The organism is Solwaraspora sp. WMMB762 (assembly GCF_049179115.1).
Classification (GTDB): domain Bacteria; phylum Actinomycetota; class Actinomycetes; order Mycobacteriales; family Micromonosporaceae; genus Micromonospora_E.
In genome coordinates, this window is record NZ_JBMHMD010000001.1 from 838,961 (window position 1) to 856,216 (window position 17,256).

Genomic DNA, 17,256 nt, shown 5'->3' on the forward strand with positions numbered 1-17,256 from the left:
GCTGGGGTACGTCAGCCGAGCACGGCGGCGATCAGCAGCAGCGTGACGGCGGTGGCGACCGTGGAGAGCACCACCGAGTCCCGGGCGAGGCGTTGACCGCGCTGGTACCGGGTGGCGAAGATGAAGACGTTCTGCGCCGTCGGTAGCGCGGCGGTGACCACTGCGGCGAGCAACGCGGTGCCGCTGAGGCCGAAACCGTGTCGGGCGATCAGGTAGGCCACCGCTGGCTGGCCGAGCACCTTGAGGGCGACAGCGGTGTAGCGTTCCCGGGCCTGCGGGTCGGCTGCCAGCGGCCGGCTTCCGGGCAGGGACATTCCGAGGGCCAGCAGGGCCAGCGGTACGGCGGCCGCACCGAGCAGCTCGAAGGGCCGCAGCAGCTCGGCGGGTGGCTGCCAGCGGCTGACCGCCAGCGCCAGGCCCGCCGCCGAGGCGATCATGATCGGGTTGCGGGCCGGCAGGGACAGCAGCCGACGGGCGGACGGGCGGCGGTCGCCGGCGGTGAGATCCAGGACGGCGAAGGCCACCGGTGCCGCGACGAGTACCTGGAACAGCAGCACCGGCGCGACGACCGAGACGTCGTCGAGCACGTACGCCGCTACCGGGATGCCGAGGTTGGCTGCGTTCACATAGGACGCGCCGAGCGTGCCGATGGTGACGTCGCCGGCCGGCCGGTGCCACAGCCAACCGGCTAGTGCCAGGTAGCCGGCCGCCACCACCACGGTGCTCGCCAGGTAGGCGAGGAACGCGGGGGTGAACACCTCGGTCGGGGACGTGCCGGCCAGGGTGGTGAACAACAGCGCCGGTGTCGCGATGAAGAAGGTCAGCCGGGCCAGGACGGCGGTGCCGTCCGGGCCGAGCAGCTCGAAACGGCCGATCAGGTACCCGATCAGGGTGACCGACCAGATCGCGGCGAATCCGGCGACGATGGCGCGCATGTGATCATCCTGCCGGTTCGCCACTAGCACCGAGGTCGGGTATCCAGAGCGAGCAATCGATTACGGTGCGCTTGTCAATCATCACATTCCTGCAACGCAGTCCGGTATTGACCCGGGAGCGTGTGAACGGCAGCATCGGTTCGTGCGCAGCCGCCGGCACACCGGGTCGTCCCCTGTGTCCGGTGCCGGCTGCCGCGTCCCACCCGGCTACCGTTGCGTACGGACACCGGCCGGCGGCCGGGGATGCACGCTTCCGGCCGGAACTGTCTAGGAGGACCATGTCGGTCAGCCCTGCCTCGCCGCGCGCCGGCTGGTCCGGTTTGCCACCGTCTGGTGCGGCCCGTCCGCCCGCCGCGCCCCGGCGGGGGACCGGCCCGGCGATGGCGACCGTGACCGTCACCGTGTCGATTCCGCTCACCGCCGGCGAGGAGGCGCTCTCGTCGTCCGCCCGCCGGTTGTTGGAGGCCGCCCGGGAGCTGGTGGAACGAGGTGAGGCGACGGTGGAGATGCCGGCGGCCGACGCGGCCCGGGCGCAGCCCGGCGCGGTGCTCGACCAGATCGTCGCCGGCCGCGACGCGCCGGGTCCGACGTCAGCGGCCGGCGGGGTGTTCGCCGACCCCGCCACCCGGTCAGGGCGGACCACCACGGTCGCCGTGCCGGCACTGCACGTCATGGTCGCGTCGCGGACCGTCCTGTTGGACGGCGAGCCACTGCTGCTGACCCGACTCGAGTTCGATCTCCTGCTGCACCTGGTGGAGAACCCTCGCCGGGTCTTCACCCGGCTGCAGCTGCTCGCTGCGGTGTGGGGCTACGAGCACACCGGGGTGCGTACCGTGGATGTGCACATCCGCCGGCTCCGCGGCAAGGTGGGCAACTCGCCCCTGATCACCACCGTGTACGGCGTCGGCTACCGGCTCGCCGACGACGTCCGGATCAGCATCGACACCGCCGGCTGACCGCACTGCCGGGACCGCACTGCCGGGACCGCACTGCCGGCGGCCCCCGGCCGGCGTCGGCGAGGCCCGAAGGCGCGTGGCTGGCCAGGGGTCGGACGGGGTTTGCCGGCCGTCGGCGACGGGTAAGTGGCGGATCTCGCGGCGACCCGGTGTGCCGGAGTCCAAGCCGGTCGTGGCTCGCCGTACTCGATCTGAAGGGGGATGGGCGCATGCTGACGCATGACGTGAACCGGCGACCGGGACTCGGCGGGCCGGGAACCGTAGGTGCACCGGGAACCATCGACAGTGATCGGATCCGCACCGCGCTGACCAGCCGGTACCAGGAGTTGACGGCTGAGTACGAGCAGGCGATGACGCAGAGCCAGGTGCTGCGGCTGGTCGAAGGGGGCGACACCGCCGGTGACGACCAGGCCGACAGCGGCACGAAGACCGCCGAGCGGGACGCAGCCCAGTCTTTGATCCGTACCATCCTGGAGCGTCGCACCCAGTTCGAGCATGCCCTGGCCCGTCTCGCCGCCGGCGACTACGGGCGTTGCGAGGGCTGCGCCGTAGCCATTCCGGTGGAGCGGCTGGAGATCTATCCCTCGGCCACCACCTGCGTCACCTGCAAGCAGTCCCGTGAGCGGCGGGCGGCCTGACCGAGGCCGGGTGGAATCACCAGCGCCCCCCGGATCACCGGCACCACGAACCGACGAGGGAGCACGAAGATGACGACTGCCCAGCTGACTGCCATTGACGCTACAGTGGACAAGACCAACCGGTTGCTCAGCGAGATCGAGCACGAACTTGGCTGGCCGGCGCAGCGTCGCCAGCAGTCCTACTCGGCGCTCGCCGCCGTGCTGCACACGTTGCGCGACCGGCTACCACTGGCCGAGGTGGTGCAGCTCGCGGCGCAACTGCCGCTGCTGGTCCGCGGGTTGTACTACGAGAGCTGGGACGCCACCTCGGCCCCGATGAAGCTGGACCGTGCCGAGTTCGTCGCCCGGGTGCGCCGGGACTTCCCGTTCGACGTCGAGGGCGGCCCCGAACAGGTGATCCGGACGGTCAGCCGGGTGCTTCGACGGCACGTCAGCTCCGGCGAGTGGGACGACGTGCTGGCCACCGTACCGGTCGAACTGCGTGATCTGCTGAGCGACTGACGCCGCTGCCCGCACCGCAGCGGGCAGCGGCACCCCCGTCACCGTACGGTCACCTCGGTGGCCAGCCGGCGTCGGTGGTCGACCTGCCGCTGGGCGCCGACCAGCCGGACCGCGACCCGGTGGCGGACGTCGGTGCTCGACGCGGCCAGCCGCAGTTCCAGATCGCCGGGCTCGACGACCCGGCGCCCGTCCCGCCCGGTGAAACACGACAGGTCGGCGGAGAAGTCGAACTCGACCCAGCGCGCCTGGCCAGCCTGCAACGGCACCCGGGCGTACCCGACCAGCCGGATCACCGGTCGGGTGACCTGCGCCACCGGGTCGTGCAGGTACAGCTGGACGATCTCGCTGCCCGCGCGGTCACCGGTGTTGCGTACCCGCAGCCGAATTCGCAGCGTGCCGTCGGTGCCGATCTGCGCCGGAGCCGCACCCCGGCCGTGCTCGACCCCGTCGACCAGCGGTGTCGACCACTCGAACGAGGTGTACGACAGACCATGGCCGAACGGGTACAGCGGACCGGGATCGACATTGCTCACTTCGGTCCGGTGTCCCAGCAGCGGGCTGAGATAGCTGGTCGGCTGACCGCCGGCCTGCCGAGGAACCCCGATCGGCAACCTGCCGGACGGGCAGACCCGGCCGCTGAGCACACCCGCGACCGCTCCGCCCCCCTCGGCGCCGGGGAAGAACGCCTGCACCACCCCGGCCAGCCGGTCGGCGTACCGGCCGAGCGCGTACGGGCGTCCGGTCAGCAGTACCAGCACCACCGGAGTGCCGGTGGCCACCAACGCCTCGATCAACTCACCCTGCCGTCCGGGCAGTTCCAGGTCGGTAGCGTCGCAGCCCTCGCCGGAGGTCCCGGCGCCGAACAGCCCGGCCCGGTCGCCAACCACCGCGACGCAGACGTCGGCCCGCGCCGCGGCGTCCGCGGCCACCACGATGCCCGGGGTGTCCTGCCCGTCCACCGGGCCGGTGACGACGTGCTCGATGGCCGCTGCGGGCAGCTCGGCCCGCAGCGCGGCCAGGACGGTCCCCATCTGGGGTTGGTCCCCGACATCGGCCGGAACGGTACCGACGTGACTGGGGAACGTGTAGCAGCCCAACAGCCCGGTGACCGAGTCGGCCAGCGGCCCGACCACCGCGATACGGCCCCGCTCAGGCAGCGGAAGGACGGCGTCGTTGGCCAGCAGCACCACCGATTCCTCGGCCAGCCGCCGGGCCAGGTCCCGGTTCGCCGGCGAATCCAGGTCGATCCCCGGACCAGGGGACGGCCCGCCCGCCTCGCCTGTGCGGTACGCACCGGCCAGCGCCGGTGGCACCGGATCCCAGTCCGGGTCGAGCAACCCCAACTCACACTTCTGCCGCAGCACGCGGGTGACGGCCCGGTCGACCACCGACTCCGGTACGGTGCCCTGCCGGACCGCCTCGACGAGCGGGGGACCGTAGCACCGTACCGCCGGCAGTTCGACATCGACCCCGGCGTTGAGCGCCAGGGCGGCGGCGGTGGTGGGACCGTCGGCCACCCGGTGCAGCAGCTCCAGGAACGACACGCCGAAGTAGTCCGCGACCACGGTGCCGGTGAACCCCCAGCGGCCACGGAGCAGATCGGTGAGCAGACCGCCGTCTGCCGCCGCCGGGACGCCGTCCACCTCCGCGTACGAGTGCATCACCGACCGGGCGCCGCCGTTCCGGACGGCCATCTCGAACGGTGGGAGCAGGACGTCGGCGAACTCTCGCGGGCCGACCGACACCGGCCCGAAGTTGCGCCCCGCCCGGGAGGCCGAGTAACCGGCGAAGTGCTTGAGGGTGGCCACCACCCCGGCCGATTCCAGCCCGCGTACGTACGCCGTGCCGATCGTGGCGACCAGGTACGGATCCTCGCCGATGGTCTCCTCGGTGCGACCCCAACGGGGGTCCCTGGCCACGTCGAGCACCGGGGCGAGTCCCTGGTGCACCCCGACCGACCGCATGTCCTGCCCGATCCGTCCGGCCATCTGCGCCACCAGGTCGGGGTCGAAGCTGGCACCCCAGGCCAGTGGGGTCGGGTACACGGTGGCGCCCCAGGTCATGAACCCGGTCAGACACTCCTCGTGGATCAGCGCGGGAATACCGAACCGGTTACCGGCGACGATCTCGGTCTGCAGCCGGAGCAGCGCCCCGGCGCCGTCGGCTGGAGTCACCGCCGTGGTGCCGAACGGCCGGGTCAACTGCCCCAGGCCGGTGTGCAGCAGGCCGGCCCAGTCGACCGACTCGTCGACCAGGTCATGCTGCAACGGGGCCATGTCGTCGATCGAAGCATTGGCGCCCCGCCAATAGCTGTACAGCTGTGCGACCTTCTCCGTCAGCGACATCCGACTGAGCAGGTCGAACACCCGTTCCTCCACCGCCAGGGTGGGATCGCGCCACGGCGCTGACCGGTCGGGGGTGTCGTCGGCGGGCGGCCCGGCCGCCCGCCCGGTGGCCGCCGCGGCGGCGTGAACGTCCGGTTGCCCGGCCGGACCGGGCTGGGCCGGCCCTTCGTTCAGGGCGTAGTCCTTGCCGCTCACCGGCAGCCTCCTGTCGATCGTCGCCGCGCCAGTCTGATCCCGGCGTCGCCGGACCGTCGCGCCCTGTTTTCCGACATGTTTCCGGAAACTTGCAGCCCCGTCGAGATCCGGCGCCCCACAATTTGCTGGCAGTGTCCGGGTATGCTCCCGCATCGTGGGGGCCGCAAGCGCCCCGTCCGGCTGCCGTTTGGGCCACCGCCGCCCGATTTTCCGGAAAGTTCCGGCCGGTGGTGTGGTCGACCCGGTCGTCGGCATCGGCGACACACTGCCGGCCGGGTCGATGCCAAGCGTTTTCCAACTGCGGCAAGATAGGGCCCGGACTCGGCGTACGGAGCCGGACCGGCTGGCGGAAGGTTCGGCCGTACGCTGAAGCCTCGACGAAGGAGCTGCTGCCGTGACGGTCGATGAAGGACGCAGGATCACGATCACCGCGATCGCCCAGGAAGCCGGTGTTTCCGTGCCGACCGTGTCCCGGGTGCTGAACGGTCGCAACGACGTCGCCCCGCAGACCCGTGAACGGGTCGAGGAGCTGCTGCGTCGGCACGGCTACCGGCGGCGGGCGACCCGGTCCCGCGCCGGTGCCAGCCTGATCGACCTGGTCTTCAACGACCTGGACAGCCCGTGGGCGGTGGAGATAATCCGCGGCGTGGAGGATGTCGCGCACGCCGCCGGGGTCGGTACCGTCGTCTCCGCCATCCACCGCCGGTCCGCGTCGACCCGGCAGTGGCTGCAGAACCTGCGTACCCGGGCCACCGATGGTGTCATCCTGGTCACCAGCGAACTTGCTCCGCCGTTGCACACCGAACTGCGACGGCTCAACGTTCCGATGGTGCTGGTCGACCCGGCCGGCGTCCCGAGCCTGGACATTCCCACCATCGGGGCGACCAACTGGGCCGGCGGACTGCGGGCGACGGAACACCTCATCTCCCTGGGACACCGCAGGATCGGCTTCATCGCCGGTCCGCCCCGGCTGCTGTGCAGCCGGGCCCGGCTCGACGGCTACCGGGCCGCGCTGGAGGCGGCCGAAATACCGCTGCGCCCCGAGTACGTCGTCCCCGGCGACTTCTACCATGAGTCCGGCTTTGCCGGCGCGGCCGCGCTGTTCGACCTCGACGAACCACCCAGTGCGATCTTCGCGTCCAGCGACCAGATGGCCCTCGGCGCCTACGAGGCCCTGCGGCAACGCGGTTTGCGGGTCCCGGACGACGTCAGCGTGGTCGGCTTTGACGACCTGCCCGAGGTGCAGTGGTCGTCGCCGCCGCTGACCACGGTGCGCCAGCCGCTGGCCGAGATGGGGCTGCTCGCAGCGCGGACGGTGCTGCGTCTGGCGCAGGGGGAACCGCTGGAGACACCGCGGGTGGAGCTCGCCACCGAGCTGGTCGTGCGGGACAGCTGCGCGCCGTACCAGGAGCTGTGATCCGAAGCCGGTCCGGGTGCCCGCGAGGTTAGTGACGATTCGCCCCGGGTACCACCCGCAGGCAGGACCGTGCCGGCGCGGAACCGGCGCGTGTCGACCGACCCGCAGGGGGCAGCCATGACACTCGACGACGACGACATCCGTAGCACCGGGCCCGCAGCGGGTCACGGCCCCGCTGATGGTGGGGCGAATCCGGCTGGGCGGGACGGTGGTGCCGACGGTGGCGCTGGTCCGAAGGCGCAGGAGGGCCCGGCTGATGGTGGGGCGAATCCGGCTGGGCGGGACGGTGGTGCCGACGGTGGCGCTGGTCCGAAGGCGCAGGAGGGCCTGGCCGATGGTGGGGCGAATCCGGCCGGCCGGGACGGTGGTGCCGACGGCGCGGCGAACCGGCGTTGACCCAGTTGCCTACCGTGTCACGCGGTGCCGGCACCGGCGGACCTGGACTCCCCGACCGGCTGCGGATCGCCGCGACGTCACCGGGCCCGCCGGGCGGTGCGGACCCGTCCCGCCGCCCGGCGGCACTGACCCGGTGTGTTGCCGTGGACCCGGCGACCTTCGCGGATGTCTACTGGGGGCGTAGACCGCTGCTGTCCCGCGCCGTCGACCTGGCCGGCCCCGCCGGATTCACCGATCTGCTCGATCGCCCCGCGGCCGACCAACTGCTGAGCCGGCACGGTCTGCGTACCCCGTTCCTCCGGGTGGCCCGGGACGGCGAGGTGTTCGCGGAACCGACCTACACCGGCGGTGCCGGCGCCGGTGCCGAGATTGACGACCAGGTGCTCGACGAGCGGGTGTTGGGCCTGTACGCGGACGGCGCCACCCTGGTTCTGCAGGGCCTGCACCGGCTCTGGCCACCGATCATCTCGTTCGTCGGCGAGTTGTCCACCACGCTGGGCCAGCCGTTGCAGGCGAACGCCTACCTCACCCCGGCCGGCAGCCGTGGGTTCGCCACCCACTACGACACCCACGACGTGTTCGTCCTGCAGACCGAGGGCCGCAAGCGGTGGCGGGTGCACGATCCGGTACTGATCGATCCGCTGCCCCAGCAGACCTGGTCGGGCCGGGCCGACGAGGTAGCCGCCCGGTCCGAGGCCGCACCTGCGCTGGACGTCGTGCTCGGCCCTGGCGACGCCCTCTACCTGCCCCGAGGCTGGCTGCACAGCGCCACCGCGCAGCAGGAGAGCTCGATCCACCTCACCGTCGGGGTCCGCGCGTTCACCCGCTATTCGCTGGTCGAGGCGCTGCTCGAGCTCGCCGTCACCGAGCCTCGGCTGCGCACCTCGCTGCCGTTCGGCGCCGACCCGGGCGAACCGGCCGGGGTCACCTCGGAGCTGACCGCAACGGTGGCGGTACTGCGTGACTGGTTGGCCTCCGTCGAGCCCGGCCAGGTCGCGGCGCGGATGCGCCGTCGGGCCTGGTCGGCGGTCCGCCCGGCCCCACTGCCCCCACTGCAGCAGGTGGACCGGATCCGGACGCTGACCGTCGACGACGTCATCCGCCACCGACCCGGGTTGCGCTGGCGGCTCACCTCGCAGTCGGACGACCGGGTCACCCTGCAGATCTTCGACCGTACGGTGGAGTTTCCGGGTAGGTGCGTTCCGGCCCTGCGGACGGTGCTGGACACCGCCGGTGTCCGGGTTGGTGATCTGCCCGGGCTGGACACCACCGCCGACCAGCTGGTGCTGGCCCGCCGTCTGCTGCGCGAAGCGGTCGCGGTCGCCGACTGACCCACCGGGGCCGGGCGTCGTTCCGCCGGCTGATCCACCGGGGCCGGGCGTCGGCGGGTCAGCCCAGCCCGGTCAGCAGGGCGGCGGTCGCAGCCAGGCCGGCGACCAGGACGATCGACACGGTACGCAGGTCGAGCACCGCGTGCCGGCGGTCGGCCAGCGCCTTCGCTGGACCCAGCCCGAGTAGCGGACCGACCAAGGTGACCACGAGCGCGATCACCGGCATCCCGACCGCCAGGTCGCCGCCGTAGCGCTGGCCAGCCCACCGCGCGGCGGTGGACAGCCCGAACGCGGCGGCGGCTCCGGCGGCGCCGAACACCGCCAGCACCGGATACGCCGACCGGGGCAGGGGGCCCACGTCGTTGGACCGCTCGACCAAAGCACGGGCGGCCGCGAGCCAGTGCTCCGGATCGTCGTCGACGGCGGTACCCGGGGGCGTCGGCAGTGGCGGCGGGAGGCCGCCGAGCCGTCCGGCCACCGGCCCGAACCGGTGACCGACCTCGGTCCAGATGTCGGCGGCCGCCCGGTCGACGTCCGCCAGCTCCCGGCTTGCCTGATCGTGGAGCTGGTGCAGCTCCGCCAGGTCGGCCTCCACCTCGGCCACCGCGGTCTGCGCGCCGTCGCACCGTTGCGCGTACCAGTGCTGCGCTTCGTCCCGGCGGTTCTGCAGCGCGGCGGCGAGTTCGGCGAGCCGGCGCATCAGCTCGGGGTAGGAGGCGTCCATCAGGTCAGCCCGTACGGGATGATGACCTCGGCGCTGCGGTGCACCGTCCGGTCGAAGAACAGTGCCCGCCACGGCCGGGGATACCAGGCCGGGCCGCCGGCCCGGGGGTACAGCGGCGGTCCGAGGTCGGAGCCGTGCACGTCCAACGCCACCCAGGCGCCAATCTGGTCGGTCCGTGAGCCGACCCCGCCGAGATCGTCGCGCATCCGGGCCACCCCGCGCCACCAGCCCAGCACGTGGGTGTGCCGCTCCGGCCCGAGGTGCAGCACCCGGCGGAGCCGGTCCAGGCCGGAGCGGCCGGCGAACTTCGCCGCCAGCCGTCCGGCGGCGGCGTCGACCGCGTACAGCACCAGGAAGTGTGGGCGGACCGGACCGTCCAGCACGTCACCGGAGAGCCGGTCGGCGGTGTCCGCGAGCAGCCCGCCGACGGTATCCAGGTCGTACAGTCCGGTGCCGGCCGGCAACGCCGCGTGTAGCCGGTGGGCGGCTGCCTCCGCGTCCGGGTCCAGACAGGCGACGTCGAACCGCGCCGCGCCGGGCGGGTACTGCCGGGCCAGCGACCGGGCACCGGCGTCGAGCAGGGCGCACGCCTCGTCCACCCGGGTGCCCAGTACCGCGAGATTGCGTCCGGGTGCCCGGGCCAGGCTGAGCCGGGCGGAGCGGGCCAGTACGTCGATCGTCTCGCCGAGCAACGCCACCGGTACGCGCGGTCCGTCGTCGTCGGCGACCAGCGCCTGGTAGTCCGGTGCCTCGGCCAGCCGGGGCACCACGTCGCCGTCGAACAGCCGCGGCGTGGGCAGGTCGACGGGCCGCCGTCGCCACAGCCGGTGTTGCAGCTCCTGCCAGGTGTCCCGGTCGCTGGCCGGCGGAACCCGGACGATCTGGTTGGCCTCCGTTGCCCCGGACTCGGCGTTGACCACGGCGTGATGGCGGGGCAGGGACTCCGCTGCGGTGTTGGTCTCCGGCAGGACGCGGCGCGCCTTTGGTAGCGCGATCCGTAGTGCGAACTGGGCGATCAGCGCGGTACGCCCCCACAGCGCCTGGATACCGGAGACGTCCTGGGACGCCAGGATCAGGTGGATACCCTGTGACCGGCCCCGCCGGGCCAGGTCCTCCAGCAACGTCGCGGCCTCGGTGGCCAGCGCGTCGTTGCCGGCGAGCAGCACCTGGAACTCGTCGATCACCGCCACGATGCGCGGCCACCGGCCCTGTGGGTCCTCGGCGCGCAGCTCCGCCAGCTTCGTCACCTCGTGGCGTTTGGCGGCGTCGGCCCGCTGCCGCAGTTGCGCACCGAGGAAGTGCAGCATCGCCAGACCGAACTCCCGGTCGGTGTTGACGTTCACCCCGACCAGCCGGACATGCGGCAGGAAGCTGGGGTCCCGCCGGCCCGGCGCGAACCGGGCAAAGGACACCCCCTCCTTGAAGTCCAGCAGATAGAACTCCAGCTCGGTGGGGGAGTAGCGGGCGGCCAGGGCACCGATCCAGGCGTAGATCAGGTTGGTCTTTCCGGTGCCGGACGGCCCACCGATCAGCGCATGTGGCGGATAGTCGCTCAACGTCACCGTCACCGGCCGGCCCTGTGGGCTGTCGCCGACCGGCGCGGTCAGCCCGGCGGTGGCGTCCTCGGTCCATTCCTGTTCGGGCAGCAGATCGCTGAATACCGCCGGAACCGGGCCGGCGGCGACTGCGGCGGCGATCTCCCGGCAGGTACGAGTGACCAGCTCGGCCGGCGGCGGCGGGTCGATCCGCACCGGTAGCTGCGGATAGCCGCTGACCCGAGCCGTGCCGCCGGAGACCGACACGGTGGTCACGGTGGGCGCGGCGCTGAGCCCGACACCGCGGACGATCAGATGGACGCCGCAGGCGGCACCGGCGCGGGTGATCCGGTCCAGCTGAGCCCGTTCGTGCCGGGAGAGCTCCTCCCCGGGCCCGCCGAGCAGGACGGCGATCCGCCACGGCTCGGGCCGTCGGCCGGTGGCCGTCGCCAGTTCGCTCAGCGATCGGAACTCCCCGGCCAGCACCGTCTCGTTGATCCGGCGGATGTGGTCGACCAGCTCGTCCAGGTGCCGGCTCAACCCACCGGGGCCGGCGAAGGTGAGCAGGCCGGGTCCGGCCAGCGGGGCGAAACCGGCGAGGCCGCCACCGAGCTGTTCCGGGTCGTAGCCGGTCAGCCGGACGGTGCCGGGCGCGGTACGGCCGAGGATCCGCAGCAGCAGCGCGGACAGCACGGCGTCACACCCCGCTCGGTCGGCGCCGTCCAGCGCCACGTGGCCGTGGTCCAGGACCGCGACGAGCGCGGGTACGGCGGGACCTCCGGCCAGCCCGGTCAGGCCGATCCGGGCAGCTCCTGGCGCTTCCGTGCGCGTCGCCGGAGCAGGATGCCACCGGGCCCAGTCAGCGGCGGCGGCTCCCGGTGCCGCCCGGTCAACCGCCGCGACGGCTCGCCGGGCGGTCACCGCTATCTGATCGCGGTACTGCTCGGCGAGGTCGGCGAACCGGCGGTCGCGGTGCACCGCGGCTCGGTGCGGCACCTGCTCGGCTGCCATGCGTACCCGTTTGAGCTGCTGTTCCGCTGCGGCGATGTCCTGTTCGACGTCGTCGAGTCGGTTGCGGGCCGCCGCCCGGGCACGACCGAGCGCCCGGCGGACCGCGGCTACCAGCTCGGCCCGCGCGTCAGGCATCGCGCCCCCGCAGCGGTCGGGGCTGCTCCGGGCGCAGCGTCTGCGGCTCGCGGTCGAGTAGCCGTAGCAGTACGCCGGTGAGTACCGCGCCGGCGACCGCCGAGTCGGCCGGGTGCGGCGGAGCCGGGGGCTGCCCGGCCTGTTCACCGTCGGCCCGGTGAACCTCGCCGCGCCGCTCGTCGGCCGGCACCCGGCAGATCCGGGCGAGCAGGGTCGACAGCACCGAATCCGGCATGCCGGGTAGCAGCTCGCGTACCTGTCGGGTGGTGGCGGAGGCGAGCCGACGCAGGTCCTCGGCCTGCGGCTCGTGGTCCAGCAGGTCCCCGGCGAGGCGGTGCAGCAGCGGTGGGGTGACTGCGGCGAGGTTCAGCCCGGTCGGCGCGGCCGCCGCGGCGAGGTCGCGGTGCAGTCCGGCCCGGTCCTCCCGACGGACCGCCGTCGCGACCCTGCGCAGCAGTTCGGCGGTGTCTGTCGCGGCTTCCGGCCCGGGCGTGTCGGTCGCGGCGTCCGGCCCTGGCCTGACCCCGGACTCCCGGTCGGTCAGCTCCGCGACCCGGGCGGCCCACCAGTTGCCGAGCTCGGGCGCGGCAGGCGCGCTCGCCCGTCCGGTGCTGCCCGGTGCCGCCGTCGGGTCCCGGTCGCTGTCCAGCGCCGCCCGCCACCCGCCGTCGCCCCCCGACGCCGGGCCGGCGCCGAAGCCGATCGCCGCCAGGTAGTCGTCCACTGACTGCGCAGCGACCCGCATCGCGTGTCCGGCCTGCTCCGCGTGTTCGGTGGCGCCGGCGAGCTGCGGCACCGCCAGCGGGTCCGCCGACTCCTGGCGGACCCAGATGAGCAGCTCGGTCGCGGCGCGCAGCCGCTGCACCGCGACCGCGAGCTGGCCCACCGGCAGGTCGTCGGTGGCCGCCCGGACCCGGGCGGCGAGATTCTCGGCGAGGGACATTGGTGACTACAGCGTCGCGGAGTACGTCTGCGCCTGTTCGACGGCGGCGAGCGTGGCGGCGAGGCACTCCTCGAGCTCGGAGCTGGCCTGGAACAGGGCGGCCTGGGCCGCTCCGACCGCCTCGTGGCCGCTGCCCTCGAAGGCGGCAGCCAGGCTCTGCTGCGCCTCGGCGATCTTCTCGCTGGCGGCCTGGACGGCAGCCTGGCCCTCCGACACCTGCATGATCGCGGCTTCGATGGCGGACTTGACCTCGGCGACACTCGCCACGGGCGAAACCTCCTCAAGGGGCTGGAAGGCTCTATTAGAGCTTACCGCTGGTGGGTGATTGCTGCCCGGCTGTCTGGTCCCGCGGATAGGCTGGTCCGCAGCGACCGTCCGGCCGTCGGCGCTTGGCCTGCGTGAGCTGGGCAACTGTCGGCGGCGGATCAGGTATTCAGGCTGAATACCGGTCAGAAGTCCGACACCGGACCGGTCAGCTGCCTGGTCAGCCATCGGGGTCCGTGGATCTGTGCGCCCACTTCGGTGACCCGGTCCCGCAACCGGCGGTCGGCCGTGACGACTACCACCCGCCGGTCCGGTCCGCCCTCGGCGGCGATCTCGACGATCAGATCGTCTCCCGACCCGGGAGCCACGCCGATCCGTACCCCGTCGGTCGGCGGCAGACCACGGGCCGCCCCTTCGACCACCAGGACCACCTCCAGCGGGCCGGTCAGCTCGGGGAGTCCCCGGTCGGCGACGCCGACCAGTTGATCACGCAGCCGGGCGGCCGCCGCCATCCGGTCGCGCCACCAACCGTCGGGTCGGGAGCCGACCACGTTCGCGCCGTCCACGATCAGCAGAGTCCGCATCTGGCAAGCCTGCCAGCATGCGCGGCCGTGGACCCGGCGCCCCGGCCGGCCGCACCAATCCCGACCCACGTGCCGGTACCTCGACGGCACGCGGGGTGGTTTCGGACGTCGCTCGTCGACCGGGACGTTTGGCCCGGGGCGGCCCGGGTAGCCACAGTCCGGTTCACAGCCGGCGGGGGCGAAACGGCGAGGGGGCGCGTAGATGAGTGACGGACCGTACGGCCCAGGAGGGCTCGGCACCGATCCCTGGGAGGACCTGCTGGCCCGGTTTCTCACCGGCGGCGAACCCCGGTTGCCGGTTCACCGGGTCGACATCACCCGGCTGATGAGCGGCGACGCCCGTGACCTGCTCACCGCCGCCGCCCGCCGGGCGGCCCAGGCCGGCACCAGCGACCTGGACACCGATCACCTGCTCTGGGCGGCGTTGCAGCGTCAACCGCTGCGGGAGTTGGTCCGCCGGGCCGGGGCCGACCCGAACGGGCTGCTCGCCGAGTTGGGCGGACCGGCGGCCGGCCGGGGCGAGGTACCGGCCAACCTCTCGCTGACCCCGGCGGCGAAACGTGCACTACTGGACGCGCACCAGCTCTCCCGGGCCACCGGCGCGACCTACATCGGACCCGAACACGTGCTGATGGCGCTGGCGGTCAACCCGGAGTCGGCGGCCGGGCGGATGCTCGCGGCCGGCCACGTCGAACCCCGGTCGCTGCAGAACGCCAGCGCGGAACGCGGCGGTGCGGCCAAGCCGCGGACGGCCCGCGGGACCCCGACCCTCGACCAGTACGGGCAGGATCTGACCGAACTCGCCGCTCAGGGTGCGATCGACCCGGTCGTCGGCCGGGGTGAGGAGATCGAGCAGGCGGTGGAGATCCTGTCCCGGCGGACCAAGAACAACCCGGTGCTGATCGGGGAGGCCGGGGTCGGCAAGACCGCGATCGTGGAAGGACTGGCGCAGCGCATCGTAGACGGGGACGTACCCCAGACGCTGATCGGCAAGCGGGTGGTGCAGCTGGATCTCGCCGGGCTGGTCGCCGGTACCCGGTACCGTGGCGACTTCGAGGAACGACTGAAGAAGGTCATCGACGAGATCCGTAGCCACGGCGACGACCTCATCGTCTTCCTCGACGAGCTGCACACCCTGGTCGGGGCGGGCGGCGGCGGCGCCGAAGGGTCGATGGACGCCAGCAACATGCTGAAACCTGCGTTGTCCCGAGGCCAACTGCGGGTGGTCGGCGCGACCACTCTGGACGAGTACCGGCGCAACATCGAAAAGGACGCCGCGTTGGCCCGGCGGTTCCAGCCGGTCCTGGTGCCCGAGCCCACCGTGGCGGACACCATCGCGATCCTGCACGGTCTGCGGGACCGCTACGAGGCGCATCACCAGGTGCGGTTCACAGACGACGCGCTGCTGGCGGCGGCGGAACTCGCCGACCGCTACATCAGCGACCGGTTCCTGCCGGACAAGGCGATCGACCTGATCGACCAGGCCGGGGCCCGGGTCCGGCTGCGCACCCGCACACCGGCCGCCGACGTACGGGACCTGGAACGGCAGCTCGAGCAGTTGCACCGGGACAAGGCCCAGGCAGTCGCCGACGAACAGTACGAACGGGCGTCCGGCCTGCGGGACCAGTTGACGCAGGTGCAACGACGGATCGAGACGGCCCGTAGCCCGGACAGCGCCGGGGTGCCCCAGGTCAGCATCGAGGAGATCGCCGAGGTGGTATCCCGGGCCACCGGCATTCCGGTCAGCCAGCTCACCGAGGAGGAGCGGGACCGGTTGCTGCGGCTGGAGGGCGAACTGCACCAACGGGTGGTCGGCCAGGACGACGCGGTCACCGCGGTCGCCGAGGCGGTCCGGCGCTCGCGGGCCGGGCTGGGAGACCCGGACCGGCCGGTCGGCAGTTTCCTGTTCCTCGGACCCACCGGCGTCGGCAAGACGGAGCTGGCCCGGGCCCTCGCGGCGGCCCTGTTCGGTGACGCCGACCGGATGGTCCGACTCGACATGAGCGAGTTCCAGGAACGGCACACGGTAAGTCGGCTGGTCGGGGCACCGCCCGGGTACGTCGGCTACGAGGAGGCGGGCCAGCTGACCGAGGCGGTTCGCCGACGACCGTACGCGGTGGTGCTGCTCGACGAGATCGAGAAGGCGCACGTCGACGTGTTCAACGTATTGCTGCAGCTGATCGACGACGGCCGGCTGACCGACAGCCAGGGCCGGACGGTCAACTTCCGTAACGTGGTTCTGATCATGACGAGCAACCTCGGCTCGGAGCTGATCACCGGCGGCGGCCGCAGTGTCGGCTTTGGTGGGACGGACGGCGACAGCCCTGACGACGACCTGCGCGAGCGCCTGCTGCGCCGGCTGCAGGAGGACTTCCGGCCGGAGTTCCTCAACCGGATCGACGAGATCATCATCTTCCGGCAACTGGCCCAGCAGCAGCTGCGCCAGATCACCGACCTGCTGCTGGAGGAGACCCGCCGGCGGCTGCACGCCCAGGACATCGCCGTGGAGGTCACCGATGCGGCGGCCGACTGGATAGCCGAAGCCGGATACCAGCCGGAGTTCGGCGCGCGGCCGATGCGTCGGACGATCCAGCGGGAGGTAGACAACCAACTGTCCCGGTTGCTGCTCGACGGCACGTTGGCGGCGGGGCAACGGGTCACCGTCGACGCGCGGGACGGTGGTCTGCGGTTCGACGTCGACAGCCCAGCCGAAGGGAGGAGACGACCATGAGTCAACCTGAGGAACAACGTGAGAAGTCCGCGAAGACCGACGAGGTGCTGGCCCGAAACAGCCCGCTGGACACCGGGACCGGACCCGGCGCCGTCCTGGCGGACACCGATGTGCGCCCGGAACCAGCCGGTACCCAGACCCGGGCCGACTCCGACGACCCGGTGAGCAGCACCGAGCCCCCCGACTGACCGTCAAAGTGAGGAGGTTGTCGATGGCGGCGCACCGGCGTACCGACACCGACACTGACCAGTTGTGGAACGAGTTCCACGCGTACGTGAACATCAGTTCGGAACAGCTGCGTGACTGGCTGCTGACCGAGGCGTCCGGCGAACAAGCGTTCGTCGGACCCGGCGTCGACCTGCCGCAGCCGGGTGGTGCCGTACTGGCGGTGCTGGGCAAACGGCGGGTGGATCTGACCGAACCGGACCGGCAGGTGATGGCGCGGGTCGTCGAGGAGATCCGGGACCTGCTCGCCCGCCGCCCGGCGGCGGGCGCGGCGGACGACCGGTGGCGGCGGGCGCTGCTGGACCTGGGGCACGATCCGCTGCGCGTCGACGCGGACACGGCGGGCTGACCAGTCACTTCCACCTGGCGCACGCCGACGGCGGGTCCCGT

General features: G+C 72.5%; 16 protein-coding genes. 9 read left to right on the forward strand and 7 right to left on the reverse strand.

Annotation, left to right across the window (positions count from 1 at the left end; translation table 11 throughout):
- Nucleotides 1-11 precede the first annotated feature (11 nt).
- On the reverse strand, nucleotides 12-935 hold the full coding sequence (locus tag ACN27J_RS03930; protein WP_421363634.1) for an AEC family transporter: 924 nt from the start codon (nucleotides 933-935) through the stop codon (nucleotides 12-14).
- Between the two features lie 278 nt (nucleotides 936-1,213).
- Here ACN27J_RS03930 and ACN27J_RS03935 point away from each other — a divergent pair, with 278 nt between their 5' ends.
- The 3 genes from ACN27J_RS03935 (at nucleotide 1,214) to ACN27J_RS03945 (ending at nucleotide 3,030) form a co-directional block, all read left to right on the forward strand.
- Complete coding sequence (locus tag ACN27J_RS03935) at nucleotides 1,214-1,891, forward strand: winged helix-turn-helix domain-containing protein (RefSeq protein ID WP_421363637.1); 678 nt, start codon at nucleotides 1,214-1,216, stop codon at nucleotides 1,889-1,891.
- Nucleotides 1,892-2,100: 209 nt separating this feature from the next.
- Complete coding sequence (locus ACN27J_RS03940) at nucleotides 2,101-2,529, forward strand: TraR/DksA family transcriptional regulator (protein ID WP_421363640.1); 429 nt, start codon at nucleotides 2,101-2,103, stop codon at nucleotides 2,527-2,529.
- Nucleotides 2,530-2,598: 69 nt separating this feature from the next.
- Complete coding sequence (locus ACN27J_RS03945) at nucleotides 2,599-3,030, forward strand: DUF2267 domain-containing protein (RefSeq protein ID WP_421363643.1); 432 nt, start codon at nucleotides 2,599-2,601, stop codon at nucleotides 3,028-3,030.
- A gap of 38 nt (nucleotides 3,031-3,068) precedes the next feature.
- Here ACN27J_RS03945 and ACN27J_RS03950 read toward each other — a convergent pair whose 3' ends face one another.
- On the reverse strand, nucleotides 3,069-5,570 hold the full coding sequence (locus tag ACN27J_RS03950; protein ID WP_421363646.1) for a beta-glucosidase family protein: 2,502 nt from the start codon (nucleotides 5,568-5,570) through the stop codon (nucleotides 3,069-3,071).
- Between the two features lie 394 nt (nucleotides 5,571-5,964).
- Between ACN27J_RS03950 and ACN27J_RS03955 the strand changes: the two genes are divergently transcribed.
- The 3 genes from ACN27J_RS03955 (at nucleotide 5,965) to ACN27J_RS03965 (ending at nucleotide 8,714) form a co-directional block, all read left to right on the forward strand.
- On the forward strand, nucleotides 5,965-6,987 hold the full coding sequence (locus ACN27J_RS03955) for a LacI family DNA-binding transcriptional regulator (RefSeq protein WP_278168982.1): 1,023 nt from the start codon (nucleotides 5,965-5,967) through the stop codon (nucleotides 6,985-6,987).
- Nucleotides 6,988-7,104: 117 nt separating this feature from the next.
- Nucleotides 7,105-7,383: a BatC protein gene (locus ACN27J_RS03960; RefSeq protein ID WP_421363649.1), complete on the forward strand. Its 279-nt coding sequence runs from the start codon at nucleotides 7,105-7,107 to the stop codon at nucleotides 7,381-7,383.
- Between the two features lie 14 nt (nucleotides 7,384-7,397).
- Entirely contained in the window at nucleotides 7,398-8,714 is a 1,317-nt protein-coding gene (locus tag ACN27J_RS03965) for a cupin domain-containing protein (protein WP_421363652.1), read from the forward strand.
- Between the two features lie 58 nt (nucleotides 8,715-8,772).
- Here the strand turns inward: ACN27J_RS03965 and ACN27J_RS03970 are convergent, their stop codons facing one another.
- The 5 genes from ACN27J_RS03970 to ACN27J_RS03990 all read right to left on the reverse strand — a co-directional run bounded on the left by ACN27J_RS03970 (nucleotide 8,773) and on the right by ACN27J_RS03990 (nucleotide 13,910).
- Entirely contained in the window at nucleotides 8,773-9,438 is a 666-nt protein-coding gene (locus ACN27J_RS03970; protein ID WP_421363654.1) for a hypothetical protein, read from the reverse strand.
- Nucleotides 9,438-12,119, reverse strand: a complete 2,682-nt coding sequence (locus ACN27J_RS03975; protein WP_421363656.1) for an FtsK/SpoIIIE domain-containing protein — start codon at nucleotides 12,117-12,119, stop codon at nucleotides 9,438-9,440. The genes ACN27J_RS03970 and ACN27J_RS03975 overlap by 1 nt, the downstream gene beginning before the upstream one ends.
- The gene (locus tag ACN27J_RS03980; RefSeq protein WP_421363659.1) at nucleotides 12,112-13,062 is read right to left on the reverse strand and encodes a hypothetical protein; all 951 of its coding nucleotides are present in this window, start codon (nucleotides 13,060-13,062) and stop codon (nucleotides 12,112-12,114) included. Before ACN27J_RS03980 ends, ACN27J_RS03975 begins: the two co-directional genes overlap by 8 nt.
- Nucleotides 13,063-13,068: 6 nt before the next feature.
- A complete protein-coding gene (locus ACN27J_RS03985) occupies nucleotides 13,069-13,329 on the reverse strand; it encodes a hypothetical protein (RefSeq protein WP_278168988.1) in 261 nt (86 codons plus the stop codon).
- Nucleotides 13,330-13,511: 182 nt separating this feature from the next.
- Entirely contained in the window at nucleotides 13,512-13,910 is a 399-nt protein-coding gene (locus ACN27J_RS03990) for a hypothetical protein (protein ID WP_278168990.1), read from the reverse strand.
- A 202-nt stretch (nucleotides 13,911-14,112) separates the two neighbouring features.
- Here ACN27J_RS03990 and ACN27J_RS03995 point away from each other — a divergent pair, with 202 nt between their 5' ends.
- The 3 genes from ACN27J_RS03995 to ACN27J_RS04005 are packed head-to-tail and all read left to right on the forward strand — an operon-like array spanning nucleotide 14,113 to nucleotide 17,215.
- Entirely contained in the window at nucleotides 14,113-16,641 is a 2,529-nt protein-coding gene (locus ACN27J_RS03995) for an ATP-dependent Clp protease ATP-binding subunit (protein ID WP_421363662.1), read from the forward strand.
- On the forward strand, nucleotides 16,638-16,829 hold the full coding sequence (locus ACN27J_RS04000) for a hypothetical protein (RefSeq protein WP_278168993.1): 192 nt from the start codon (nucleotides 16,638-16,640) through the stop codon (nucleotides 16,827-16,829). The genes ACN27J_RS03995 and ACN27J_RS04000 overlap by 4 nt, the downstream gene beginning before the upstream one ends.
- Nucleotides 16,830-16,852: 23 nt before the next feature.
- Entirely contained in the window at nucleotides 16,853-17,215 is a 363-nt protein-coding gene (locus ACN27J_RS04005; protein WP_278168994.1) for a DUF3140 domain-containing protein, read from the forward strand.
- Nucleotides 17,216-17,256: the final 41 nt, after the last annotated feature.